We start from the raw sequence: 24479 nt of genomic DNA on the forward strand, positions 1-24479 counted from the left end.
TTAAAGCTGGGCATTCCGCGGATCAACAAGCTGCCTTAGATGATTGCCCAGCTTATCGAACGCCCGTACCGTCACCAGCAAGCCTAAGCCCGGAAATACGGCCAGCCACCACATGCCTGTCGATAAATAACGCATCGATTCGGAGAGTATGATTCCGATGGCAGGCTGATGCGGCGACATGCCGAGACCTAGAAACGTGATCGCCGCCTCATGCAGAACGGCATGGGGAAACAGAATCAGAAAACCTACCAGCAATTGCGGAAACAAGTGAGGCGCCAGATGGCGCGTAGCTATAAAGTAGCGCGACTTCCCAAGCTTCCTTGACACAAGCACATATTCCGCCGACATCAGCTGAAGCGCCTCCGCGCGAATGATGCGGGCAAGGCTGGGCCAATGGGTGAGCATGATGCCGAACGCGATTCCTTTCAGACCGCCCCCGCATACGAAGGCAATTAATATCAGCATGACCAGATGGGGGACGCTTAAAAAAACATCGATCGTCCATGTGATGATACGATCAGCCGTTTTGCCAAACGCTGCCGCCATCAGGCCCATGATCGCAGCTATTAACACGCTGCAGGCCGAACCGAGCAGTCCCACCTGTATGCTTAAAGCAAGTCCCTTTACCGTGCGGGGTAGCATATCTCTGCCGAGCCAGTCCGTTCCAAACAAATGGGCAGGCGAAGGCGGCAAATTCCGGCTGTCCAGCTGAACGGAAAGCCCAGCCGTGCCTAGCAGCCAGCTGCCGAGTCCAATGCTAACGAGCAGGATGCCCGCCCCCGCTGCGGAAGCAAGCGCTCGCCGCCGTTCGTTTGAACGCCCAGAGCAGCCTTTTTGCTGCATTGAAATAAGCCTGCTCATCCTCGCCCCTCCTTCCCCTGACGGAGCCTTGGATCAACCATCCGATAGAAGAAATCAGCCAAAACATTCCCGGTAAACACAAACAGCGTGCTGCACAGCACCAGGCCCATTAGCAGCGGCACATCGCCTCTAAGGCCCGACTCTACCGTCGCTTGTCCCAGCCCGGGATAAGAGAACACCTGCTCCGTGAGCACCGTGCCGCCGAACAATTCGCCGAATGAAGCGAACTGCAGCGTTATGGCCGGCAGAGCGATATTTCGCAGACCGTGTCTGAGCAGCAAGCCCATTCCCCTCTCTCCTCTTGCCTTAGCAAACAAAATATAGTCGCTATCCAATACCTCAATTAGCTTCTGCCGCGTATGCAGCGCGATGGGCGCAATGCCCGCAACGCTAAGCGTAACTGCCGGCAAAATCATATGACGGAATTGATCGGCAGCGGTTACGCTTCCCGCCAGCATGCCAGCGGGGACGCCAAGCCCAACCGGCAGCCAGCCCAGCCATACCGCAAAAATCATCATAAGCAGCAAACCGATCCAGAACGCAGGCGTCGATGCGAGCGTATAACAATAGCTTTTGATTAGCCGGTCAAGCCATGAATCCTTTCTCCATGCCGCCGCCACACCCGCTGTGAATCCAATCACGCCTGACAGCACCCACGCGAACGCCATTAGCAAAGCGGAATGCATGAACCGTTCAGCAATCACCTTGCTGACTGCCTCGCGGTAGATCATCGACGTTCCCATATCGCCATGAAGCAGCGCTGCCGCCCATTTCAAAAACCGTTCTGCAAATGGCCGCTCAAGCCCCCAATAGGCGGCGATTTCCTGTCTTTGCTCCGCACCGACGCGCATGACGTCCGCGCCGATGTACGATTGAACCGGGTCAATCGGCGACAAGCTGACAAGCGCAAATGTAATTATACTGACCGAGGCCAGCAGCGCGAACAAGCGAATGGCCTTTTTTCCGATAAAAACGGTTAATCCTTGTATCATCTAAAAAACCTCTTCCCGATCGCTACTCGTCCCAGCCCCAGCTCTCGATATTGTCCGTTATCGGCCATCCATGACCATGCGGCTGTATGCGCTGCTTTCCAATGCTGAGGCCGTCCCTCACTAAATAAAGATGATCGATATTGACAAGCCAAGCCCAAGGCGCATCGCCTTTCATGCTAAGTCCCGTTTGTCCATCCCACTGCGCTTTTTTCCAATAAGTCAGCGACTCCTCTTCCGAACGGGCAGAGAGCGCCTGCTCGAACCATTTATCGACGGACGGATTGCTGTAATAGCCTGTATTGTAGTAGTCAACGCCGCCAAAGGCACTGCTGTATAGGTTATACATTTCCAGCGGATCATGGCTGCCCCAGCCTAGAAGTACCGCATCAGCGTGCATCAGCTTTTCGATCTCATCCCAGCTCTTCCCCTCAACGTTCATATGAATGCCAGCTGCTTGAACCATATCGGCAGCTGCCAAAGCGAGCGATTGACGCGTTACATCCCCTGACGGATAAAGCAGCGTAAACTCCGCTTTCAATGCGCCTTTCTCGAGAATGCCATCGTTATCGCTGTCCGACCAGCCGCCATCCGCCAATATTTTCGCTGCGGCATCGGCATCATTATCCTTGAAGCTGGTCGCCTCGTTCCACCATGGAAGGCCGTCGTTAGCCGTAAAAGCCGGTGATCCATACCCTTCCAAAATGCCGTCGACCAATTGCTGACGGTCGATCACGAGGTTGATCGCCTTGCGTATCGCCTCATCTGCAGTAACATCATTGCCGATAGGATAGCCTTCCTCCGTCTTCCCGCCACTCTTCACGTACGGGAATGCGATGCCGCGATTATCGACCGACTTCACCGCTTCAAGCCGCATTCCTGCAACCTTCTGCTTGCTAAAAGCCGATGGCAGATAAGAAATATCGACACTGCCCGCCTTTGCGGCCGCGAAAGCAGCATCCTCGTTCAAGAAAAGGAAGGTCAGCTTTTGAAAATAAGGCTTTTTCCCGTAATAATTCGCATTCACTTCTACGATTAATTGCTGCCCGCGATCCCATTGCACGAATTTATAAGGACCCGAGCCGATTGGATGCTCTGCGTAGGTGCTGCTGTATGCATGCTTAGGTACGATGCCCGTCGTAATGAGAGAATAAATAAAGGTTGACTCGGGCTTCTTCAGCTGGAAAATAACTTCGTTCTGTCCGGTCTCAACGCTCGCCAGATTCGTAAAATCAATGGCAGCTCCACTCGCGGCCGTCGTGTCGAACGTAAATTTCACATCCTCGGCGGTGAGCGGCTCCCCATCGGAGAACTTCACGTCTTCCCGGAGCTTAACCGTCCAAACCTTTCCGTCCTCGCTGACCTCGTAGCCTGTTGCCAGATCATTTACGATATTCAGATCATCGTCACGCTTTAGCAGTGTGCTCTGAAACAGCGGAGAACCATAGCGTCCCCAGCCCCTCGTCGGATCGAACCCCGTCTCGGGCTCTGAGCCAATAGCAACCAGCAGCTCATCTGTATTCGCATGACTGCTATCCGGCTTTGCTGCAGCGCAGCCGGATACGATTAGCAGAACGATGATCGCATTAGTGATGCCTATAGAAAATGATTTCAATCCGACCCCTCCTGTCTGTGTCATTTTTCGTAACACGAGTATGTGATATTGTAACACGATATCCAAGCATTTTCACCAGTTTTTCTCTATTTCCTTTCCAACAACATAACAAAAAGAGACTATCCCGCATGGTCATCATTGACCTGTTGAATAGTCTTTCGGAATTTGGCTATAAGCACATTCGTTTCAGACATGCTTATGCTCCGAATCATGCTCATGTTTGTCCGCGTATGTAACCGAGAGCTCGGCGTAAATGACACCCTTCTGCGCTTGAATTTGCTGATGAAGCGACCGAAGCCGGGAAAGCTGACCCCTCACGACGATCACCTCTAAGCATTGGCCGTGATTCAAATGGACATGCATGTTGGAGATGATGTCATGATGGAAGCGATGCTGTACCTCCATCAGGACGATCGGAAGATCGCTCACATGATGGTCGTATACGAGGACAATCGTTCCTGCAACATGCTCCTGACCGCTCATGCGGGCTGGCTCCAGTAATGCTCGCCGTGCCAAATCACGAATCGCCTCCGAACGGTTCGTATAGCCTTGCTCATCAATATACCGATCAAATTGATCGATTAACGGCGCCGGGAAGGATACTCCAAACCGGACCAATTCATCCTTGTCAGCCATGTACTCACCCAATCCGCATCATTTTCATCAAATTGTACCACAACAGGGAAAGCGTGAGAATGACCAAGCCACTTCATCAGAGTAGCATCCGTTCGTCATTCATTTCATGCTAAAGATGGCTACTGCTTGTTCTGAATGGGATAGTCGATGACGATCACGTTATCGAGGAGCCCGTCCAGCATGCTCACGAAGTTTTGATGCGCAGGATGCGGACCGTATGCGAGCAAGGACTGTCGATCGGTGAATGTGACCCTGAGTCCAAGCGTGTAGCCTTGAATATTGCCTGTTTCCGTCGTTTCATTGCAGCCGGCCGTTAAATCCGCAATTCCCGGAATTGCTGCTGGCAGCGCATATAGAACGTCCAGTAGTTCTTTTTCTTTGCTGTCGGATAGCTTCTCTTTAAATTTAAAGGATACAAGATGCTCGTACATGTTATTTCATTCTCCTTTTGGCTGCCCAAGCGTTATTTCTTCCCATCATATCACGGACTTCCGCCATCATGTTATAATCGATGCAATCAAAACAAAAAATCATGGAAGGAGAAATGACGATGAATGAGCAGGTGAAGAAGGCTTTGGACATAACCTTAAGAAATTGGAAAGCAATGTCCGTATCTGAGCTTGACGAGGCGGAGGGTTCGGCCGATCAATTCGAAGCGTCATTTTATACCTTTATTGATGCGGTGAGAGAGTGGGCTTATACGGAGCTGCAGCCACAGCCTGAGACCGTCGACCAATTTCTCGAACTGCCGATGATCGTCGATATTTTAGACAGGCTCCCGGCACCGCTGCTGTTGAACTTCGAAACCGAAGCGGAGTTCATCGTGGATAAAATAATGAGAATTGACGATGAAAAATACGATTAGCTTGCCATCCGCATCTCGCTCTTATCTTTCTGATTTCATCCGTTCGTAATATTGCGAAATCGCGATGATCATCGCGCCCATTCGTTCCGTTTCGGGAACGATCATCCGATCTACGCCATACTCCTTCAAAGCCTGCGCCGTCACTTTGCCGACAGCGGCTGCTAACGCTGGGCCGTTGAACGCTTGCAGCAATGCTTGTACACGGCCTTGCTCCAGAGCATACCGAAACAAATAGTTGACCTGTACACCTGTCGTGAAGCATACCGTATCGACTGCGCCTCTTTCGAGCTCGGAGAGCAGCTGCTCTAACGTGTTGATAGCCGGAGGCGTATGCCTGTATGGCAGCACCGATTGGACAAGCGAAGCCCCCTTCTGCCGCAAAAATTGCTCAAGCTCAGGCGCCGGCTCGCCATGAAGCTGAATCCATACCCGCTCGCCATCGAAATTTCTCGTTTCCAGATTCCGCATTAGACTTAATATCGTTCCATCCTCATCGTTTACAACCGCTTGAAGTCCGTTTCTCTTTAGAAAAGCGGTCGTTTTATAGCCTCTGCTCGCTATTTTCGACTGTGAGAACGCAGCCAACAGCGCTTCGCGAATGGCTAACTTTTCCGATGCTTTAACCAAGCTCTCCGCGCCGATTCCCGTAGTCAAAATAATCCAATCCGCTCCCTCGAAAGCAAGCTGCCGCAAAGGCTCAGCAAGCAAGCTCTCATCAAAAACCGTTAATCCTTGAAGAGAGCGTACAAGCGGTGAACCCCCCTGTTTGGCTATAATGACGCTCATTTCATTCGTTTTTTGCGAACCGGCGATGACAATTCGTTTTCCGGTCAATGCTGCTGTTCCCATAAATGCTAAGCCACCATTCCTTTCTTTTATGAGACTATCATAGATGCCCTGAGCAGCCGCGGAACCGACCAATCCGGGAACAATTGAACCCTCCATTCAATCATCGCCCTTTTCCTGCGCATTCAAATTGGAGGGTCAATCATACTTCCAATTGGATCTGTACATATTAAGCCTAATCCGGTACGGTTAACGTATGATCATACCCACTCGGAATTATTCGCAAAAAAGGTGTTGATAGGCAATGTGGAAACCCGACCGTTCAGCTCAAAAGCCCTTATATCAGCAAATTGTCGAGCACATCGAGCGAGACATCTCCTATGCGGTGCTTCCTCCCGGCAGCATCCTGCCTTCCGAACGCAAATTGGCGGAGCGGCTCGGCGTAAACCGCAGCACCGTCATCCAAGCTTATGAAGAATTGCGCGCATCCGGATTAGTCGAGAGCACGGTTGGCAGCGGAACCCGCGTCAGTTTGACCAAATGGGGGATTTCGCCTACGAATACGCCGAATTGGCGGCAATATACGGAGGGCGGCACGTTTCTGCCCAATCTCCCGCTTATGAGACGCATTCGGGACGTTACGCAAAACGACGCTTCGATCATTAATATGGCGAGCGGCGAGCTGTCATCCGATCTATTTCCGAACGAAATCGTCCATCGTATTTTACGGGAACAGCCGTTTCATGAGCATCTGGGTTATGATGATCCGCAGGGCTATTCTCCATTAAGAAAATCGCTAGTGGAATCTCTCAAGCAGTATAACGGCATTCAAACGACCGAGTCATCGGTGCTTATCACATCCGGCTCGCAGCAGTCCTTATATTTAATTACGCAATGCCTCTTATCGCCAGGCGATGCTGTTGCGATTGAAGATCCCTCGTACAGCTATTCCTTGCCGATGTTCCAGTCGGCTGGCTTGCGTATTTTTCGGCTGCCTGTCCATGAGGATGGCATCGAGCCGGACGATATTACGAGCCTCTATCGGCAGCATCGCATACGGATGGTCTTCTTGACTCCAAACTATCAGAATCCAACCGGCACCACGCTCAGTAAGTCAAAAAGAAAGAAGCTGCTGAAGATTACTGCGGACCTGCGTATTCCGGTCGTGGAGGATGATCCGTTCAGCTTAACGGCCTTTGACGGCAGCGTCCCCGCTCCTCTCAAATCGATGGATACAGACGGCAGCGTGCTCTATATAGGCTCCCTGTCAAAAATAGCCGCATCCGGGCTAAGAATCGGTTGGATGGTAGCCCCCAAATCGGTCATTGACCGGTTAACCGACGCAAGGCAGCAGATGGATTTCGGCCTCAGCATCCTGTCGCAATGGGTCGCAGAACGGCTCATTACTTCCGGGCATTTCGACCGGCATCTGCTGCAATTGCGCCAAGCTTTATTTCAGAAGCAGCAAATCATGGTACACACCTTAAGGGATACGCTGCAGGAAAGACTAAGCTTTGTCCTGCCGCAGGGCGGACTGAATTTGTGGTGCAAAATCAATCAAACGATTGACGATGCGAAATTGCTGGAGGAATCGATAAAAAGAGGCGTCGTATTCGTACCCGGAAGCGTATACGGCTCGGAGCAGGGTTTCATACGGTTTAGCTATGCGAAACCTAAGCATGACGAAATCCAAGCTGGAATATCGGCATTCGCGCAAGCCTTAAACCGATTTTGATGATGAGAAAGGAGAGTGAAGCTGTGACTTATATTATTATTTTAAGCGTGCTGTTTTTTGGCGGCATCATTTATATCCTGCTGGCTGGAGCAGGAATTGTAAGAGACGATGATCGCATTCAGGATCAATTATTGAAGCGGATGAACGATTCCCATTGATTGTTTATTTAAAATAAAAAAAGCGGGGCATTAGCCCTGCTTTTTTTATGGAAACTATTTCACATTCTTCTTCATTAAATGCGATGAATGTTAAATTCAAATGACATCTCTTGATCGGCTTGGATCAGATACTCATCATGCACTGGCGCTCCCCAGCTGTCATCACCGCCAACGCCCATCTGCCTGCCCGCTACTGTGACAACGGTATAGTGCACACTCGGCAGCTCATAATGATGAGAAGCACTTTCCAGCTCGAATGCCGTGTAAGGTGAAATGTTGCATTCTACCGGCTGCGCCGCAGGTGCAGTAATGCGAATCCCGCGGCCGCTGTCATCGGTAATGCTCACGCGGCGTACGCCCGTCCGGTTACCCGATTCCTGAGGCACGACATATGCTGATACATTGTCCGCGGCGTTATTTTTGAACGCGCCCAGCCTCGCTCCGAACGCACGGTCGATATAGTTTTCCTCCGGTCCCATCGCATACCAATCCAAATGGCAATAATCTGCCGGCACCTTGAACGATAGTGCAAAAATCGGCAGCTTCGGCAGCCCTTCTGCACCCTCGTAACGCGATTTCACTTTCAAGCTGCCGTCAGCAAGCACCATATATGCAACGGTCACAAGCACATCCGCGCTGATGCTGAGCTTGTAACGGAACGTAACGGTGGCGCTTCCTGCCTGCTCCTCCAGATCAACACCGGTGCATTTGCGCGTTAAACTGGCTGCGAACCAAGCGCCGGAATCAAAGCCGAGCGAGAAGCCCTTATCGTTATCCGTTGTCGCACGCCAGAATAACGGAGCCGGCGGTATGGCGATCATCTCTCTGCCCGCATAGTTCAACGAAATCAAAGTTCCCGCCTGCTTCGAGAACATGACGCTGAAGTCTCGGCCGTGAACGCCTATGTTAACGTCGCCCTCCACTACACGAAGCGTTCCTTCCGGCTTCGCGGATGCAGCACGTCCTTCTATTTGATACACGTATTGCCCGAACGAAATTTCATATCCGGATGCCGCCCATAAATTGCTCTCTTTCAAACAAAGCGAAGCATGCAGGGCATATTCGCCAGGCTCATCAACAGCCGGAAGCGCTAGAGGCATGTATGCCTCGCTTTGCGCTGCTACATCAATGCCCGTGCTGCGCCGGAAAATCTCTTTGCCCTCATGATGAAGCGCAATAACCAGATCATAAGCATCCGTACCTTCGAACAGGTTTTCATTTATGACCTTCACGCCTTGGCGGTCGGGAATAAGCTTGATGTTCTGGTAGAGGTACTTAACCTCCTGCATCTTCGGAGATTCCTTGCGGTCCGCGTAAACAATACCGTTCGTACAGAAGTTGTAATCGGTCGCGCGATCGCCGAAATCGCCGCCGTAGGCGAGAAACTCTTTGCCGTAACGGTCCTTCTTCACAATGACCTGATCGATATAGTCCCAGATAAAGCCGCCCTGATACATCGCGTATTTCTGCTCCAGCTCCGTATACTTATGCATGCCTCCTACCGAATTGCCCATCGCGTGCATATATTCGCAGCTGATATAAGGCTTCTGCGGGTTATCGTTCAAATATTCCTCAATATCGGCAGGCTTAGCATACATGCGGCTTTCCATATCGCTAGTGTCGTTATACTTGCGGTTATGGAATACGCCTTCATAATGAACAAGCCGGCTGGGATCAGTCTCACGGAAATAGTTCGATACGTTTAACAGCACTTCGCCCGCATACGCTTCGTTACCGACCGACCAAATGAGAATCGATGGGTGGTTCTTGTCGCGCTCTATCATCGAAATCGCCCGGTCCATCACAATAGGCTGCCATTCCGGCTTATTTGCCGGAATGTTCCACGACGGTTCAACCGCCCCCATCTTCTGCCAAGAGCCGTGCGTTTCCAGGTTCATCTCATCAATCACGTATATGCCGTAAATATCGCACAGCTCATACCAGTACGATTGATTCGGATAATGAGATGTTCGGACAGCGTTCAAATTGTTGCGCTTAAGCGTGGCAATGTCCCACAGCATATCTTCCTTCGTTATCGCCCGTCCTCTGCGGCTGTTAAATTCATGACGGTTTACGCCCTTGAATACGATGCGCTTTCCGTTGAGGTGCATGACTTTGTTAATCATTTCAAACTTACGGAAACCGACCTTCTGCGGAACCGCTTCGACTAGCTTGCCTTCTTGATCATAGACCGTAATATACAGCGTATATAAATAGGGTTTCTCTGCGCTCCATGGCTTCACTTTGCCCGCATCGATGAACAATGACAATTTATCGCTACCTGACGGCTCCGATTCAGCAGCCGCAACGGTTTGCCCTTCGGCATCCTTCAATTCGAGCTTAACGCTGGATGGCAGCTGTCCCGCCAGCTTCAGATCCGCGCGCAGGCTGCCGTTTGAATAAGCTTTATCCAGTTCGGCATGCACAAATAGGTCGCGAACGTGCACGCCCGGGACGGTATACAAATAAACGTCGCGGAAAATGCCCGAGAAACGCCAGAAATCCTGATCCTCCAACCAGCTGCCCGTGCTCCGTTGATATACCTCTACAGCAAGCTTATTCTCGCCTTCCTGTAAGTACGGCGAAAGATCAAATTCCGCTGGCGTAAAGCTGTCCTCGCTGTAGCCTACGAATTCGCCGTTCAGCCACAAATAAAAGGCCGATTCCACGCCTTGAAATGATACAAATACAGGTCTGCCGAGCATATTATCCGGCACCTTAAAATACTTGACATAGCTGCCGACCGGATTATGGTCCTCTGGAATAGCAGGCGGACGAATGTCGTTATGCCCGTCCCATGGATACATCGTATTTACGTACTGGGGCTTGCCATATCCCTGCAGCTGTATATGTCCGGGAACTTCGATATCTCTCCAGCCATCACAATCGTAATCCGGCTGGTGGAACCGATCGGGACGGTCAGCAGGCTTAACGGAATAGCTGAATTTCCAACTTCCGTTCAGGTCATGGCGCAGTGCCATGGGCGCAGACGCTTCCGCTTCCTCTAATGATTCGTAATAGCGGTGATCGGAGTGCGCAGGCAACCGGTTCACAGCAAATATGCTCACATCGGCGAGCCAGCTTATATTCGGCTTTATTCTATTCATTACATATTCCCCTTAAAGTTATTTAAAAGTCAGGTGGCTGCGCTCGAAGCGCGCAGCCACCTGACTTGCCTAATACTTATTTCACTGAGCCTGTCATCCCCGCCACAAAATGCTTCTGCATGAGGAAGAATACCAGCGCAGTCGGAAATGTGGAAATAACGATCGCCGTCATGATAAGAGCATAGTCCGGCGAGTAGCTGGAGCCTAAGTTTGAAATCAGCATCGGAATCGTTTTTTTCTCCGGCGATTGCAGCACGATGAGCGGCCATAAATAGTTGTTCCAGCTTGACATGAAAGTAATGATGCCGGCTGCAGCATATGTCGTTTTCATCGTAGGCATGAATATTCGGAAGAAAAGACTGATTTCGTTCAGACCGTCAATGCGGCCTGCCTCGAGCAGCTCCCGCGGAAACATTTTCGTATTTTGACGGAAGAAGAAAATGAGAAACGCCGTTGTAAAGGTCGGCAGTACAACGCCGGACAGCGTGTCGAGGCCGATAAACGGGATCGCCTGCGACAGACTTCCGAACATTTGATAGAGCGGTACCATGATAGCCGCGAAAGGGATCATCATCGAGAGCAGCAAAATGGTAAACACAACATCCTTCGCCTTGCTCCTATATATTTCAAAGCCGTAGCCGGCTAAGGAGGCAATGACCATGGCCAGCACAGTCGTTGAAATCGAAATTTTTGCCGAGTTCAGCAATGCCGGCACAATGTCTACCGTGGTGAACAAGTTATTTATATTTTCGATGAGCTGGCTGCCTGGAAGCAATCTGCCTTTGGTAACGTCAGCCGATTTATTCGTAGCGCTGACAATCATCCATAGAAAAGGAAATATGGAAACGAACGCAGCAGCGCTTAGAAAAATATAAACAAAGACCCGTTTTAATTTATCCATTATTTTTCACCTGCCGCTTTAAACTGTACGAACGCCAATATGATGATCATGATCACGATCGAATACGACACCGTTGCCGCATAGCCGAAATCAGCCGAATATTTGAAGGAAAGGTTGTAAATATATTGCGAAATGGACATCGACGCATTCCCCGGTCCGCCCTTCGTAATGTTAACGACTTCGTCAAACAGCTGCAGCGTACCGATTGTCGATGTAATCGACGTAAACAAAATAATTGGCTTAAGCAGCGGCACCGTAATGCCGAAAAATTGTCTCGTAGACGAGGCGCCGTCGATCTTCGCGGCCTCGTAAATCGAGTGATCGATATTTTGAAGCGCGGACAGATAGAAAATCATGTTATAGCCTGTCCAGCGCCATGTGATTGCAATAATAACTGTCACTTTCGCCCAGAACGGATCGGTGATCCACTCAATCGGGCTTGATAACAGATGAAGATTAATCAACAGTTTATTTACGAGACCTTCCGTAGCAAACAAATATTTAAAGATGACGGAATAGGCAACGAGCGAGGTAACGGCCGGCAGGAAAATCGCCGTACGGAAAAATCCTTTAAATTTCAAATTGCTGTCGTTCAATAGTACGGATATAAACATTGCCAAAACAATCATGATAGGCACTTGGATAATCAAATAAACAAACGTGTTCTTAACCGCAGTCAGAAACGTTTTATCGCTGAACAGCCGAACGTAGTTATCTAAGCCGGTAAACTTCAAATTCATTCCCTTACCGGATTTGAACGATAATAGAAGCGCTTGAATCATCGGATAGAAATAGAACGCCGCAATCATGACAACCGCCAGGATGACGAACATCCAACCGGTCAAGTTAGCTCTCGTGCGAATATTTACGCCAGGCCTCGCTGCTTTCACGGTAGCCTAACCCCTTTCTTTACGGAAATAAAACCTTGGAGACTCCTCCAACTCCTGCAGTTGGATGTACCTTACCATTCAGAAGAAGGAGAAGCCCCAGGTTTTATTTAGTTGCCGTATAATCTGATTTATTTAACTTGTGTTTCAGCTTGCGCTTGAGCGTCACTTAACACAGCATCGATATCTTTGCCGCCTAAATAGTTCTGCATTTCTACAACGAGAATATCTTCAACCGCGTACGTATGCATGCCGTAGTTTACTTTCGGGATTTGCTCCGTCCATTTGGCGAAATCTTCAATCACCTTTTGTCCGCCGAAAAATTCATCAGCTTTCTTATAAGCATCTCCTGCAGCAGCCGCTTTTAACGTACCGATCGCGCCGATTTCCGTCACAAGTTTCTGATAAAGGTCAACGTCGGAACCGAAGGTTTGTTTCAGGAAATCTGCCGCCGCTTCTTTGCCGTCAACGTTCATGACATACCACGAGCTGCCTCCAAGATTAGATGCATGCACTGAGTTCGGGTTGTTCGCCAGCTTAGGGAAAGGTACGACAGCCCATTTGCCGGACTGCGACGCTTCCGCTTTAACGGAAGCCGTAATCCAGTTGCCGGTAGGAACAGCTGCGACTTCTCCGCTGTTGAATGCGCCCACGAATTGGCTCCAATCAGATGTAACCTTCACAATATCTGCGCCCATAAGCTCTTTATACGTTTCGAACGCTTCCTTAAGCGCTTCGTTACCCGCCAGGTTAGGCGTTGTGCCGTCATCCTTCAAATACCAAGAACCAGCCGATTGAATCATCATTCGAACCAGGCCAAGGTCGTTCGGATCTTGTGTAAGCAGCGCTTTGCCTGTTTTAGCTTTCACAGCTTTACCGATTTCGATAAACTTCTTCCAGTCAATATCCTGCAGATCATCAACCTTATAGCCTGCTTCTTCCAAGTAATCTCTTCTCACATACAAGCCGGCTACGCCGGAATCGAAAGGTACGCCGTATTGCTTGCCGTCCACGCTTGTCGGTCCGATTTTGTAATCGGCGAAATCAGCCGGATTAATGAAATCCGTTAATTCGAAGAATGCGTCCGGATAAGCCTGCAAAAAGCTTTGAGCGCGGTAATCTTCGATCAATACGATTGTCGGCAAGCTTTTTGTCGTGCCTGCGTTCAAACCTGCGTTCAATTTTTGAATAATATCAGCCTGCGCATTTTCCACTATGTTGATTTTCAAGTCGGAATCCGGATTTTTTGCCTTGTAAGCTTCGCTTGCACGTTCCATGGCACCGATATTAAATACTTTGTCCCATGCCCATACGGTAATTTCCTTCGTTTCTTCAGCGGCCTTGCCGCCATTATTCGGCGCATTGTTTTCTTTGGTTGCGCATGCCGTCAGGAGCACGAAGCTTGCCAGCATAACAGCGAGTAGTTTTTTCACAACATTCAACCCCCTTAAGTAATGTAAGCTCTTTGTTGAAAGCGATTGCCTGCTAACGTTTTTCATTATAGCAACCCGTTAAAATGATTCGTTAGCAATATATTTGTGTTGATTTGTCATTCTATTGTTACCTTTCCAGTTTTCTTTATGTAATTAGAACTTAATTTGTTTATTGGTACTTTTTTTAGGTTCGAAGCAGCGGAAGCCTGATCTTCACTCTAGTCCCCTCGCCAACATCGCTTACAATCGTAACGCCGAATTCCTCTCCATAAAGCAGCGTTAGACGGTCATGTACGTTTCGGATGCCGATTCCGGAGAAGAAATGGCTTGTGCCGATCGAGCTGTGAGGGGCATTTTCAAGACCGTAGCCCTTCATCCCTACGCCGTTGTCGACCACCTCGCATACTAGCGCATTTTCCTCACGTGATATGAGCACATAAATATAACCTTCATTTCGTTCCTGGAACGCATGGAAGAAGGCATTTTCAATGAAAGGCTGAATGATAAGCTTAGGAATGTGATAACCGTAACAATCGCCGGAAATAAAATAATTAACTGTAATCTGCTCTCCATAGCGAACATGATTAATAAAAACGTAGTTTTTTAAATTTACGAGCTCCTGCGCTACGGTGATTGTCTCGCTAATATTGCTTACCGTATTTTGCAGAAGCGAGATAAGCGCATTAATGGTTGCCCCTGCTTTTTCCTTATTGCCCTGCTGCACCAATATCTTGACGGAGGCAAGCGTATTGTACAGAAAATGCGGATTGATCTGCATTTGCAAGGCCGAGAGCTCTGCGTTGCGCTGGTCCTTCTGCGTCTGAATCAGCTTCTTCATATATTCGTTCAGCTCATCAAGCATATAGTTGTATGCCTTTCCGAGCTCCTTGATCTCATAGCTTCCCGAAACGGTTGTATAGTTATGGAAATTGTTTTTCGTAATGCGGGACATTTGTCTGGCTAACAAAGTCAATGATTTCGTCAATCGTCTGGAGATGAGAAAAACGATAATAAGTGCGGCAATCACGATGGCAATACAAATAAGCGCAACGGTACTGAAATCGACCATATCGCTCAGCACTTCCTGCTTATCAATGAGATTGACGAGGTAAAAGTCATAAACTGGCAGGTATTCAGAGAGCACCAGACTGCTTTTCCCCATTACGCTTACTTCTTTGAAGCTTAATTTTTGTTGTTCAATCTGTTTGGCATAGCCTAGCAGAGCTTGCTCTTCTTTGCCGATTAGCTCATGACGGTTGCTTGATACAACGACGCCCGACCGGTCCAAAATGACGACGTCGTTGCCGCTGCTTGTGAAGCTTGAATAAAACCGTTTAAAGTCGCTTTCCCTTATCGCAAAATAAAGAACGCCATATTGATTTCCGCTCGTTCGTTCCATCAACGCTTTGGATGCAACAATAACCGGATCCTCCTCGGGAGAACCGGTTATATTTTCTTTATCCAATTGATACATAAGCCTTTTGGGCTCGTTAAGCGTATTTGCGGTCAGCTTGCTGCCTCTCAGCTTCTCCAGTGAATTCGGCCAGTAATAGCTGTCTGTTGAGTGGCTTTTCTTATTTATGCCCATTATGGTAATCGTTACCGGATAGGCAGCCACATTGGACTGGATCCGCTTCATCTGCTGGATAGCCTCATAATAGCTGTGTAGCGAGGAGAGCGTGTCCGTATCCGGCTCTGTCAGAAAGCTTTTTAACGTACCGTTCTGCCGCACATTATTCGAAGCCGTAACGATGGCATTGTTAAACGCCTCGAAATTCGCTTGAATTTGGCTGATGATCTTGGAGTTCGTAATGCTGAACGTATTCATGAACAGCCTCTCCGACATTTGAATCGTGACGAAAGTCGTGAGCAGCGCTACCGAAATAATGCTTACCAGCGTGACGATAAACATTTTAATAAAAAGGCCGTGATATTTAAATTTGTCTAATATGCGTCTCATTGCCTAATCCCTCTTCATGCCCAAGTATTGTTTTCGGTAATGGCTCGGCGACAAGCCTGTTAATTTCTTGAATACCTTCGTAAAATAACTGTGATCCGAATAGCCGACCATGCCGCTGATTTCGGAGATGGACGCCGTTTCCTGCTGCAGAAGCTCCGCTGCCTTCTCCACCCTGATCTTGTTCAAATACTCACTAAACCCTTCCGGATTATGCGAAGCGAAATAGCTCGACAAATACGACGGATTAAAGTGAAAATGTTTCGCAATTTCCGTCAGGCTGAGCGGCTCGGCATAATGCTGTCGGATATAATCAAGCAGCAGCGCCATATTCGGATTGCCGCCGGCTGTCCTTTTCGTCTCAATAACAGTGTTTGCTTCATTTATAAACGTCTCGAGAAGCGATATGGCCCCGCTGACATGCTTTGATTCACTAATGGATTTGAAGTAAGCATATTTAGCTTCCTCCAGCTTCTTCATTTCCATGTCGTGGCGGGCTAACATAATCGTAATATTAAAAATAATGTTTCCCAAAAAAGATTTAAATGCATATACATCCGTTTTATATTGGCTGGAGGAGCGGTGCACGTATTGCCGCAGTTCGTCAAACGCCTCTTCGAACTGCCGCCTGCTCATGAGTTCTGTAAACCGATTCATATTAAATTTCAATTCCTCATCCGAGGCTGCAGGCAGCTCGCCATGAACAATTAATGGAGTGGATGCAGGCAGAAAGTAGCGGTATGCGTTTATTTTCAGGAAGCTTTCCTTAAAATTCGTCCCCAGCTGCCTCAAATCGGTGAATGCCTCGCCGATCGTCCAGCCGATCTCTGGCAGCTGCTCCTTCGAACTTGTAGCAAGCTTTCGGGCAATACCTGTCAAACGATCCATTTCACTTTTGTCCAGGTTGACAAGGACGGCAGCCATGCCAGGTTCAGTCGGAACAGGAAAACAAACCGCTTGCTCCAAGCCATCATCGAGCGCTGCGGACATTTTATCGAGCCACTGCGACGAGGCGTGGTCATCCTTGCTTTTTCCCGGCAGCTGCTTCAAATCAGCTCCAAACAGGCAGAAGCTGCTATAGGGAAAAGCTTCTGCGATTACTGAACTTTCAGCATCGACCTCATAGCCGGATATCAGCTTATCGATGACAAGCTTAATGGAGATGCTGCCATCGTCGTTCGATTCGACAAGCTTCAAGGAAGGAATTTTCCGGGCGGTTCGCTTCAAAATTTCGAGCAGCTGCACAGCTTCAAGCTTAGGCTTTAATATATAATCCACTACTCCGCTTTGGAAGGTCGACCTCACGTAATCAAATTCCCCGAAGCTGCTTAAAATGATCACTTCGATCTCCGGGAAGCACGCCTTAACAGCACGGGTCAGCTCCTCTCCGCCCATCACAGGCATCACGATATCGGTAATCACGATATGCGGCTCCAAACGCTCGATTTGCTCCAGCGCCTCCTTGCCGTTTGAAGCCTCTCCCACGATCTGAAATCCCTCATGCTCCCAGTTCAGCAAATGCTTAATGCCCTGCCGGACTAATAATTCATCATCTACAATAAGAACGCGACAAGAAATTGCCATTTCTTAACCTCCGCTATAATAATACTTTACATGTTCCTACAGGAACCCCTTACTCATAATAGCTGCGAATTACGATGTCTTGATCATAATTGCCAAAGCCTTTTCCGTACAGGGTAAGCCCTCCCCGGCCGCGTGCAATGTCCTCCGCGCTGATACGAAACGTCCACTGCGTGCTGTTCCAAGGCACATCCTTTATCGTAATCCCTGAAATTTGCTGGCCATCAATGAAGGTCCCGTTTTCATTTATTCGCAGCACCTTCATCAAACCGTACTGATTGACGTCGCTATGCCACCAGTCTGGCGACAAACGGCCTCTCATCCGGCCGAAATCGCCCGGGCTTGTCCATACGCCAAGCAGCCGGTCATTGATCGTAAACTGAATATCCGAAGGCCAATTTTCATCGATATGCGGCGCTTCGGAACCGATCTCCAAGGAGATTTCGATTTCCTGCACCGATTGATCCTTAAATAAATAGTTCGGTATTTTATATTCGACAAACCCTCTGGCAAACCACAAGATGCCTGCATGAACACGTTCGGGATCCAAAAAATAAATCGGATTGTCATAATGGCCGATCATCTTCTCGGTCGTTGCGATTCCGCAGGTTGGAGCTGCTTCGAAATCGGTATAGTGGCCGACAGGCACTGAAACCTCAACGTACTTTCTTGCCGCAGCTGCCGTACGGGATAATTTGATTTGGAGATATTCAGTAGTCAGCGAACAAAATTTATAGGTTCCGCCGTTGATCCTTTTCATTTTATAGCTGACGAGCCCTGCTTTTTGCAGCTTGTTCACATGCGTACTCACAATGGCGCTGCTTAAATATAGTGTAGACGCCAGCTCTTTAATATGCATCTCCTTTGTATATAATAAATCAATAATTTGCAAGCGCACCTCACTCGCCAGCGCCTCATATACGCGCAGCGATTCCGCATCAGTCGATAAATACATTTTTGCACACCCGCTTCTACAATTAGTAATTTAGTTAATTCTGCGATTTTCGTTTTCTTCGTGTTGCATGTATTTATCTATTATGATAAATATAATATATGATTTCAACAATTTTGAATTAATTTATCCATTAATTCAATTAGGAGGATTTTATTCTATGTCTATGCGATCAACGATGCTTATCGATAAAAATTTTACCGTCTCGGCGGTGGATCCTAGACTCTACGGCTCCTTTATCGAGCATTTGGGCCGCGCTGTTTACGGGGGTATTTACGAGCCGGGTCACCCCACGGCAGATGAGAACGGCTTCCGCCGCGATGCGCTGGAAGCGATTCGTTCCTTGAATGTTCCGATCATCCGTTATCCGGGCGGAAATTTCGTATCCGGCTATAATTGGGAGGATGGCGTTGGTCCTAAAGCGGAGCGGAAACGACTGCTCGATCTCGCATGGTGGACCACGGAAACGAATGAGGTGGGGACAAATGAATTCGCGGATTGGGCGAAGCTGGTCGGCTCAGAGGTCATGATGGCCGTCAATCTGGGTACGCGCGGCGTTGATGCGGCTAGAAATCTCGTTGAATATTGTAACCATCCGTCCGGTTCTTACTACAGCGATCTGCGTATTTCTCATGGCTACAAGGATCCGCATAAATTCAAAACATGGTGCCTTGGCAATGAAATGGACGGACCTTGGCAAATCGGGGCAAAAACAGCTGTGGAATACGGCAGGCTCGCGAACGAAACCGCCAAAGCGATGCGCTGGGTAGATCCTTCCATCGAGCTCGTGGCATGCGGAAGCTCATCGAGCGGCATGAGTACCTTTGCGGACTGGGAGGCTACTGTGCTTGATCTTACCTACGAGCAAGTGGACTTTTTGTCGCTGCACACGTACTACAACAATAATGAAAATGATTCCGCGAATTTCTTGGCGAAGTCGCTTGATATGGATCAATTCATCTACAGCGTTACCGCTATTTGCGATTACGTGAAAGCGAAGAAAAGAAGCAAGAAGAAGCTCATGCTCTCCTTGGATGAGTGGAATGTTTGGAATTCAATCGGAACAAGCCGTGCCGATGAACGCTGGCAGGTGGCCCCGCCTGAATTCGAGGACGTATATACGCTGGAGGATGCTCTTGCGGTAGGATGTTTCTTGATTACGCTTCTTAAGCATGCGGACCGTGTGAAAATGGCTTGCATTGCGCAATTGATTAATGTCATTGCACCGATTATGACAGAAAATGGCGGTCCGCTGTGGTTGCAAACGACGTACTACCCTTATATGCATGCTTCTCTCTACGGCAGAGGCACGGTGCTTCACCCGATAACTTCTTCGCCTAAATACGACTCGAAGGAGTTCACTGATGTTCCATACCTGGAGGCAATCAGCGTATACAATGAGGAGCAGGGCGAGGTGACCATCTTCGCTGTTAACCGGCATTTATCGGAAGGGCTCGAGCTTGACGTCGACGTTCGCAGCTTCGGAGAAGCGAGCATTATAGAGCATATCGTCCTGGAAAATGAGGATGTGAAAGCATGCAATACCAAAACGAATCCGAGCAACGTCGTTCCACGCAACAACGGCAGCGCTAAAGCGGATAACGGATATGTGAAAGCGATGCTCGGCAAAGCTTCCTGGAATGTGATCCGTCTGCAAACCAAAAAAGGATAGCCGGAAAACCTCATGCTATTCGGACAAGAACCGCCGGAGCAACTGCTCCGGCAGTTTTTCCTCGCAAGAGCTGCGGCATAGGCACGCGGCTTAGTGTTAAATGGAAAATCTCCTGTTAATTTCGCGTAAACAAAAAAGACCGTACTGGTCTTTTTTTTTGAAAGCGCATATAAAATAGATTAATAGAAAAACTCCGTACGTTTTTCCGTAAAATAAAATAATCCTGATCGGTGATGCGAATCTCTTACCTTCTCAATAATCTCACATAAGTTGACCATCGAGTCTGCATCTTTCAACGACGAGGCGATCTGATAAAGTGTGTTAAAGCTTCCTAAGGCATGCTCTTTGTTCACTGCACCATTTTTTAGATTCATTAGAACACGTTCAATTTCACTGTTAATGAACCAAATAACTCTTTTTCTTAGATTTGAATTGTTCATGAGCACCCTCCGATGTCTATGTAATGTACCTATTAAGTATAGCTCCAACATAAATAAAACTCTGTCGAAGTGCGAAGTCGAAAAAAATTTTTTTTACGTACAGACGATGCTGTTCTCTCACTTGCATGTGAGAGAACAGCATTTTTTGGATATCCGTGTATTCATGCAGGATTTAAGCGATTTTCAAGTTTGCTGAGTCAGATTCGCCGTTTTCGTTTTGTCAAATAATCGAGCGGAAAATCTCAAATGAAAAACGACAGTTTTCGAGTTTTTTACTATAGCCACTATCATTTGATTGAAATTATCCCAATTAATGGATCATGTTTTTGCATCGGTTCACTCTTGTAATCGATTCCATTCAACTAATAGAGCCACACCATAGACTAGATATAATCATGTCCGTGATGTGGCTTCTAAGTGACGTTGCCTGCCGATCCGCCCGATTCTGTTGAAGAAGCCGTTGCAGTAAAGCCGGTGCGGCTGCGTTCCAGCTCACCGTAAACGTTAAGCTCATGGATGGCCCACCAGCTGCTTGAAGTGCCGGTTTGGATAATTTTCACATAGCGGGCAACTTGAACAGGGAATTGTACGAGTACATCTGGATTGCTGTTCGTGCCGCTCGTTACAGTCGACCAAGTGGTTCCGTCCGTTGATACTTGCACTTGATAGCCACGCGGGTAATCGGATGACGATGCATCCGTGTCAAGCAGTAAGCGGTTGAAGGTTTGATTTTTTCCCATATCCACTTGGTAATATTGGCCATTCGCTTGTGCGGCGCCGCTGCTCCATCTAGTTCCTGTATTACCGTCCAATGCGCTGGATAATGAGCTTCCAGAATCCGTCGACGATGCGGCTGACGTCCAGCCGGAGCGGCTCAGCGCAGCCTCTGAGAATAGATGAACCTCGGAAATCGACCACCAATCGGGAGCGCTGCCCGTTTGAACGATCCTCACGTATTGTGCGAATTGCGGCGCGAACACGATGGCCTGCTTCCAGCCGAACCCGTTACCGCTCTTCACCGTTGTCCAGCTTGCGCCATCGTTCGAAACCTGAATCTGGTAACCGCGGGGGTAATCCCATTTGTCGGCTGCTCCAGTCTCAAAGGAAATTTGGTCAAATACCTTCTTCGATCCCATATTGATTTGGAACCATTGGCCGTTTGTCTGCGCTGCACCAGTGCTCCATCGGGTACCGCTGTTCCAGTCTAATGCATTGGAAGCCGCACCTCCTGCTTCTGTTGACGACGCTGATGCTGTGAAGCCGGTTTGATTGAGAGGTACCGTAGCCATCCATGGATCGCCTTTTGTAAATCTGCTGACGACATCGATAAAGCTTGAATTCGCTTGGAATTGGCTTGTTCCAAACTGCGTCAATTTAGATGAGATTGTTGTGGAACTGTCATTGTTAATGACTGGCACCGGACTTGAGTTGCTGTTGTAGAAGCCCCAGTACCCTCCGGCGCCTTCATATTGTCCGCCTCGAACCTTATAGGCCCAATTCGTCCAGTTTACATGCAAGGCATTTAATCCTGACATAAACTTGGCCCATACGTCATCGTAATGGTACAAAGAATATTCCCCGTATAGAACCGGAATATTGTAATTCGGATCATTAAGCTTAGCTGCCACATTCGATAATTGGGTATCCACCAGACTGCTTTGCGCGTTCCAGTCTCTTCCGCCCGGCATATCGTAAGGGTGCAGCTCATAGACAACATTTTCCCAGCCGTAATTCCCGGGAGCCGCAATGTTCGCCCAATCAAAAAATGCCGCGATGTATATCGTATGATCCGGATCAATCTCGCGAACAGCATCGTACAGCCTATCGTAATAAGCGCTCTTCTGTGCTACATCATCCGTGTCCTCACCGTAATCGATCAAGGGCTCGTTGATCAGGTCATAACCGGCTACCGCCGGATTGGCTTCGTAACGGGTTGCGATCTCTTCCCAAATATCGACTACCATGTCCTGGTAAGCTGTATTCGTCCAAAATTCATTCGGATTGGTGCCGACCCTGCCGCAGCTTCCCCACGGGCAGCCTCCGCCAGGAACCGTATGAAGATCAAGCAGGACATAGATATTCCTTTCAGCTGCTTTTTCAACCAGCCAATCGATCTTTGTCCATGCGTTCGATTTAATTGTTCCGTCTTCATTAACGAGTTCGAACCAGGCAATAGGCAGACGAACCAGATTCATTCCCATATTCTGAATGTTGTTTATATCACTTTCTTGAATCCATGTGTCTTGATGAGTCGTATACAAGCTTTCCGTCGTTGTGTCGCCAAAACGCTGTTTGAGCGTCTTAAATAAGGAATAGTCGTCATTGTTCAGATAAACATTTAGCTCGCCGATCGACCACCAGTTTGCAGCGCTTCCCGTTTGCGTTATTTTGATATACCTTGCGCTGACTGGGGAGAAGTTGATCGGCGTTGCCTTCCTTCTGCCAAGGCCGCTGATTATCTGAGTCCAGTTCGTACCGTCACTTGATACATGTACCGTATAGGCTTTCGGAAAATCTTGTTCATACGTCGAATTTTTCGGGGTATCCATAACGATTTGGTTGAATGTGATGTTCGCGCCCATATCGACCTGGAACCATTGTCCGTTTGCCTGATTGGTTCCCGTCGTCCATACCGTATTCGTATCATTGTCTATGGCCGTTCCAGGCGTGCCCGAGGATGCCGTAACATTCCAGCCTGTCCTCTCAAAATTCGAGCCCGAATAAATAGCCACATCGGCAATGGACCACCAGTTTGCGCTCGTTCCGGTTTGATTAATTTTGACATACTGCATCCACACTGTCGTCCAATACTCCGCATATACGATACGGGATGTTCCGTAGCCGCTTGCATATTTCGTCCAGTTGACGCCGTCCTGCGAGCCCATTATTTCATAGCTGCGCGGGTAATCCCCCGTCGACGCAGGCCCCGCATCGATCAATATGCGGCTGACTTCCGTATTTTTGCCGAGATTAATCGTAAAGGACTGGCCGCCCGTTTGTGCCGCGCCGCTCGTCCAACGCGTATTCGCATCGCCGTCAAGGGCATTCGCTGCTGTTGTCCCGGTTCCGGTAGAAGATGCCGCAGCGGTAAAGCTGCTGTTATTAAGCACGGGCTCCGAGAAAACGTTAAACTCGGAAACCGACCACCAATTTGAGGCGCTTCCCGTTTGAGTCACCTTGATATACTGTGCAACTTGCGGCGTAAACCGAAGAGCCGTATTCACCGTACTTCCGGTGCCGCTTGCCACGTCTCTCCAAGTCGTTCCATCACTCGATACTTGAACTTGATAGCCGCGCGGATAGTCCGAAGCCGCCCCGCCTGCATCGACATAAATCCGGTTAAATAAGGTAGGCTTTCCCAGGTTCACTTGAAACCATTGCCCGTTCGTCTGGTTAGCGCCGGTGTTCCAGTTTGTTGTGCGGCTGCCGTCAAGGACATTTCCGGCGCTGGAAGAATTCACCGATGCGCTTGCCGTCCAGCCGGTACGATCCGCCGCAAACTCGCCGAGCGGGGACATCCAATCCTCTTGCGCTAACCAGCCGCCCAGGTTTGTGCCATGTAAATTGACAATTTCACCGGTACCGTAATTTTTTTTAATATATTTTCCGTCTGTCTTCAAGAAATCGCTTGATGCGAACGCAGCATCGGTAGCTTGGGGCGCTGCAGAAAAAGCAAATGCCTGCAAAACAAGAGCGATAGCTAATGTAAGCATTAATGTCCGTCTATTATTCATGATGACCTCCTACTAATTTTAGTATTCAATTCCAATCAGCCTATGAAAACCTCATTTCACCTTGGAAGATGAAGAGCACCGCCTTTCGTATTAAGCTGATAAAAGTCTTCCTTCTATTAGAAAGCGTTTTCAATAGTGTGCAATCCGAGTGTAACAGGAATAATTTCCGG

19 protein-coding genes are annotated in these 24479 nt (G+C 48.6%); 4 read left to right on the forward strand and 15 right to left on the reverse strand.

The annotated features are described in order from the left end of the window. The 5 genes from AC0YNZ_RS03170 to AC0YNZ_RS03190 form a co-directional block, all read right to left on the reverse strand. A complete protein-coding gene (locus AC0YNZ_RS03170) occupies positions 1-861 on the reverse strand; it encodes an ABC transporter permease (RefSeq protein ID WP_475825214.1) in 861 nt (286 codons plus the stop codon). Next, a complete protein-coding gene (locus AC0YNZ_RS03175) occupies positions 858-1853 on the reverse strand; it encodes an ABC transporter permease (protein ID WP_475825215.1) in 996 nt (331 codons plus the stop codon). Before AC0YNZ_RS03175 ends, AC0YNZ_RS03170 begins: the two co-directional genes overlap by 4 nt. A 22-nt stretch (positions 1854-1875) precedes the next feature. Next, positions 1876-3489: an ABC transporter substrate-binding protein gene (locus AC0YNZ_RS03180; protein ID WP_475825216.1), complete on the reverse strand. Its 1614-nt coding sequence runs from the start codon at positions 3487-3489 to the stop codon at positions 1876-1878. A gap of 162 nt (positions 3490-3651) precedes the next feature. Next, complete coding sequence (nikR, locus tag AC0YNZ_RS03185; protein ID WP_475825217.1) at positions 3652-4101, reverse strand: nickel-responsive transcriptional regulator NikR; 450 nt, start codon at positions 4099-4101, stop codon at positions 3652-3654. A gap of 119 nt (positions 4102-4220) precedes the next feature. Next, complete coding sequence (locus AC0YNZ_RS03190) at positions 4221-4532, reverse strand: Dabb family protein (protein ID WP_475825218.1); 312 nt, start codon at positions 4530-4532, stop codon at positions 4221-4223. A gap of 119 nt (positions 4533-4651) precedes the next feature. On the opposite strand from AC0YNZ_RS03190, the gene AC0YNZ_RS03195 reads away from it, so the two are divergent. Beyond that, positions 4652-4966 carry a hypothetical protein gene (locus AC0YNZ_RS03195; RefSeq protein ID WP_475825219.1) on the forward strand — a complete coding sequence of 105 codons (315 nt, stop codon included), beginning with the start codon at positions 4652-4654 and terminating at the stop codon, positions 4964-4966. A gap of 21 nt (positions 4967-4987) precedes the next feature. Here the strand turns inward: AC0YNZ_RS03195 and AC0YNZ_RS03200 are convergent, their stop codons facing one another. Continuing rightward, positions 4988-5815 carry a uroporphyrinogen-III synthase gene (locus AC0YNZ_RS03200; RefSeq protein WP_475825500.1) on the reverse strand — a complete coding sequence of 276 codons (828 nt, stop codon included), beginning with the start codon at positions 5813-5815 and terminating at the stop codon, positions 4988-4990. 241 nt (positions 5816-6056) lie between these two features. On the opposite strand from AC0YNZ_RS03200, the gene pdxR reads away from it, so the two are divergent. After that, positions 6057-7487, forward strand: a complete 1431-nt coding sequence (gene pdxR, locus AC0YNZ_RS03205; RefSeq protein ID WP_475825220.1) for a MocR-like pyridoxine biosynthesis transcription factor PdxR — start codon at positions 6057-6059, stop codon at positions 7485-7487. Between the two features lie 23 nt (positions 7488-7510). Further along, the gene (locus tag AC0YNZ_RS03210; RefSeq protein ID WP_475825221.1) at positions 7511-7645 is read left to right on the forward strand and encodes a hypothetical protein; all 135 of its coding nucleotides are present in this window, start codon (positions 7511-7513) and stop codon (positions 7643-7645) included. Positions 7646-7719: 74 nt separating this feature from the next. On the opposite strand, the gene lacZ is transcribed toward AC0YNZ_RS03210, so the two are convergent. The 7 genes from lacZ to AC0YNZ_RS03245 all read right to left on the reverse strand — a co-directional run bounded on the left by lacZ (position 7720) and on the right by AC0YNZ_RS03245 (position 18466). Then, positions 7720-10752, reverse strand: coding sequence for a beta-galactosidase, LacZ type (lacZ, locus tag AC0YNZ_RS03215; protein WP_475825222.1), 3033 nt, complete (start codon positions 10750-10752; stop codon positions 7720-7722). 76 nt (positions 10753-10828) lie between these two features. Next, positions 10829-11653 (reverse strand): carbohydrate ABC transporter permease, encoded by an 825-nt coding sequence (locus AC0YNZ_RS03220; protein WP_475825223.1) that lies wholly within the window; start codon positions 11651-11653, stop codon positions 10829-10831. Continuing rightward, a complete protein-coding gene (locus AC0YNZ_RS03225; protein WP_475825501.1) occupies positions 11653-12486 on the reverse strand; it encodes a carbohydrate ABC transporter permease in 834 nt (277 codons plus the stop codon). Before AC0YNZ_RS03225 ends, AC0YNZ_RS03220 begins: the two co-directional genes overlap by 1 nt. A gap of 185 nt (positions 12487-12671) precedes the next feature. Beyond that, entirely contained in the window at positions 12672-13973 is a 1302-nt protein-coding gene (locus AC0YNZ_RS03230) for an ABC transporter substrate-binding protein (protein WP_475825224.1), read from the reverse strand. A gap of 184 nt (positions 13974-14157) precedes the next feature. Then, entirely contained in the window at positions 14158-15933 is a 1776-nt protein-coding gene (locus tag AC0YNZ_RS03235) for a cache domain-containing sensor histidine kinase (protein WP_475825225.1), read from the reverse strand. Positions 15934-15936: 3 nt separating this feature from the next. Then, positions 15937-17514 (reverse strand): response regulator transcription factor, encoded by a 1578-nt coding sequence (locus AC0YNZ_RS03240; protein WP_475825226.1) that lies wholly within the window; start codon positions 17512-17514, stop codon positions 15937-15939. Positions 17515-17563: 49 nt separating this feature from the next. Continuing rightward, positions 17564-18466, reverse strand: a complete 903-nt coding sequence (locus tag AC0YNZ_RS03245; protein ID WP_475825227.1) for an ArsR/SmtB family transcription factor — start codon at positions 18464-18466, stop codon at positions 17564-17566. A 157-nt stretch (positions 18467-18623) separates the two neighbouring features. Here AC0YNZ_RS03245 and arfA point away from each other — a divergent pair, with 157 nt between their 5' ends. Next, a complete protein-coding gene (gene arfA / locus AC0YNZ_RS03250; RefSeq protein ID WP_475825228.1) occupies positions 18624-20135 on the forward strand; it encodes an arabinosylfuranosidase ArfA in 1512 nt (503 codons plus the stop codon). A 179-nt stretch (positions 20136-20314) separates the two neighbouring features. Here the strand turns inward: arfA and AC0YNZ_RS03255 are convergent, their stop codons facing one another. Together AC0YNZ_RS03255 and AC0YNZ_RS03260 are read right to left on the reverse strand one after the other, a co-directional pair. Continuing rightward, a complete protein-coding gene (locus tag AC0YNZ_RS03255) occupies positions 20315-20575 on the reverse strand; it encodes a hypothetical protein (RefSeq protein ID WP_475825229.1) in 261 nt (86 codons plus the stop codon). Positions 20576-20988: 413 nt separating this feature from the next. Continuing rightward, entirely contained in the window at positions 20989-24309 is a 3321-nt protein-coding gene (locus AC0YNZ_RS03260) for a discoidin domain-containing protein (RefSeq protein WP_475825230.1), read from the reverse strand. Positions 24310-24479: the final 170 nt, after the last annotated feature.

Source organism: Paenibacillus sp. J2L1-98 (assembly GCF_056269405.1).

Coding starts and splice junctions, on each gene's coding strand:
- AC0YNZ_RS03175 (WP_475825215.1), bottom strand. CDS start 1,853: ATGATACAAGGATTAACCGTTTTTATCGGAAAAAAGGCCATTCGCTTG.
- AC0YNZ_RS03195 (WP_475825219.1), top strand. CDS start 4,652: ATGAATGAGCAGGTGAAGAAGGCTTTGGACATAACCTTAAGAAATTGG.
- AC0YNZ_RS03190 (WP_475825218.1), bottom strand. CDS start 4,532: ATGTACGAGCATCTTGTATCCTTTAAATTTAAAGAGAAGCTATCCGAC.
- AC0YNZ_RS03225 (WP_475825501.1), bottom strand. CDS start 12,486: ATGTTCGTCATCCTGGCGGTTGTCATGATTGCGGCGTTCTATTTCTAT.
- AC0YNZ_RS03245 (WP_475825227.1), bottom strand. CDS start 18,466: ATGTATTTATCGACTGATGCGGAATCGCTGCGCGTATATGAGGCGCTG.
- AC0YNZ_RS03260 (WP_475825230.1), bottom strand. CDS start 24,309: ATGAATAATAGACGGACATTAATGCTTACATTAGCTATCGCTCTTGTT.
- AC0YNZ_RS03220 (WP_475825223.1), bottom strand. CDS start 11,653: ATGGATAAATTAAAACGGGTCTTTGTTTATATTTTTCTAAGCGCTGCT.
- AC0YNZ_RS03200 (WP_475825500.1), bottom strand. CDS start 5,815: ATGGGAACAGCAGCATTGACCGGAAAACGAATTGTCATCGCCGGTTCG.
- arfA (WP_475825228.1), top strand. CDS start 18,624: ATGTCTATGCGATCAACGATGCTTATCGATAAAAATTTTACCGTCTCG.
- lacZ (WP_475825222.1), bottom strand. CDS start 10,752: ATGAATAGAATAAAGCCGAATATAAGCTGGCTCGCCGATGTGAGCATA.
- AC0YNZ_RS03240 (WP_475825226.1), bottom strand. CDS start 17,514: ATGGCAATTTCTTGTCGCGTTCTTATTGTAGATGATGAATTATTAGTC.
- AC0YNZ_RS03170 (WP_475825214.1), bottom strand. CDS start 861: ATGAGCAGGCTTATTTCAATGCAGCAAAAAGGCTGCTCTGGGCGTTCA.
- AC0YNZ_RS03235 (WP_475825225.1), bottom strand. CDS start 15,933: ATGAGACGCATATTAGACAAATTTAAATATCACGGCCTTTTTATTAAA.
- AC0YNZ_RS03180 (WP_475825216.1), bottom strand. CDS start 3,489: ATGACACAGACAGGAGGGGTCGGATTGAAATCATTTTCTATAGGCATC.
- pdxR (WP_475825220.1), top strand. CDS start 6,057: ATGTGGAAACCCGACCGTTCAGCTCAAAAGCCCTTATATCAGCAAATT.
- AC0YNZ_RS03255 (WP_475825229.1), bottom strand. CDS start 20,575: ATGAACAATTCAAATCTAAGAAAAAGAGTTATTTGGTTCATTAACAGT.
- nikR (WP_475825217.1), bottom strand. CDS start 4,101: ATGGCTGACAAGGATGAATTGGTCCGGTTTGGAGTATCCTTCCCGGCG.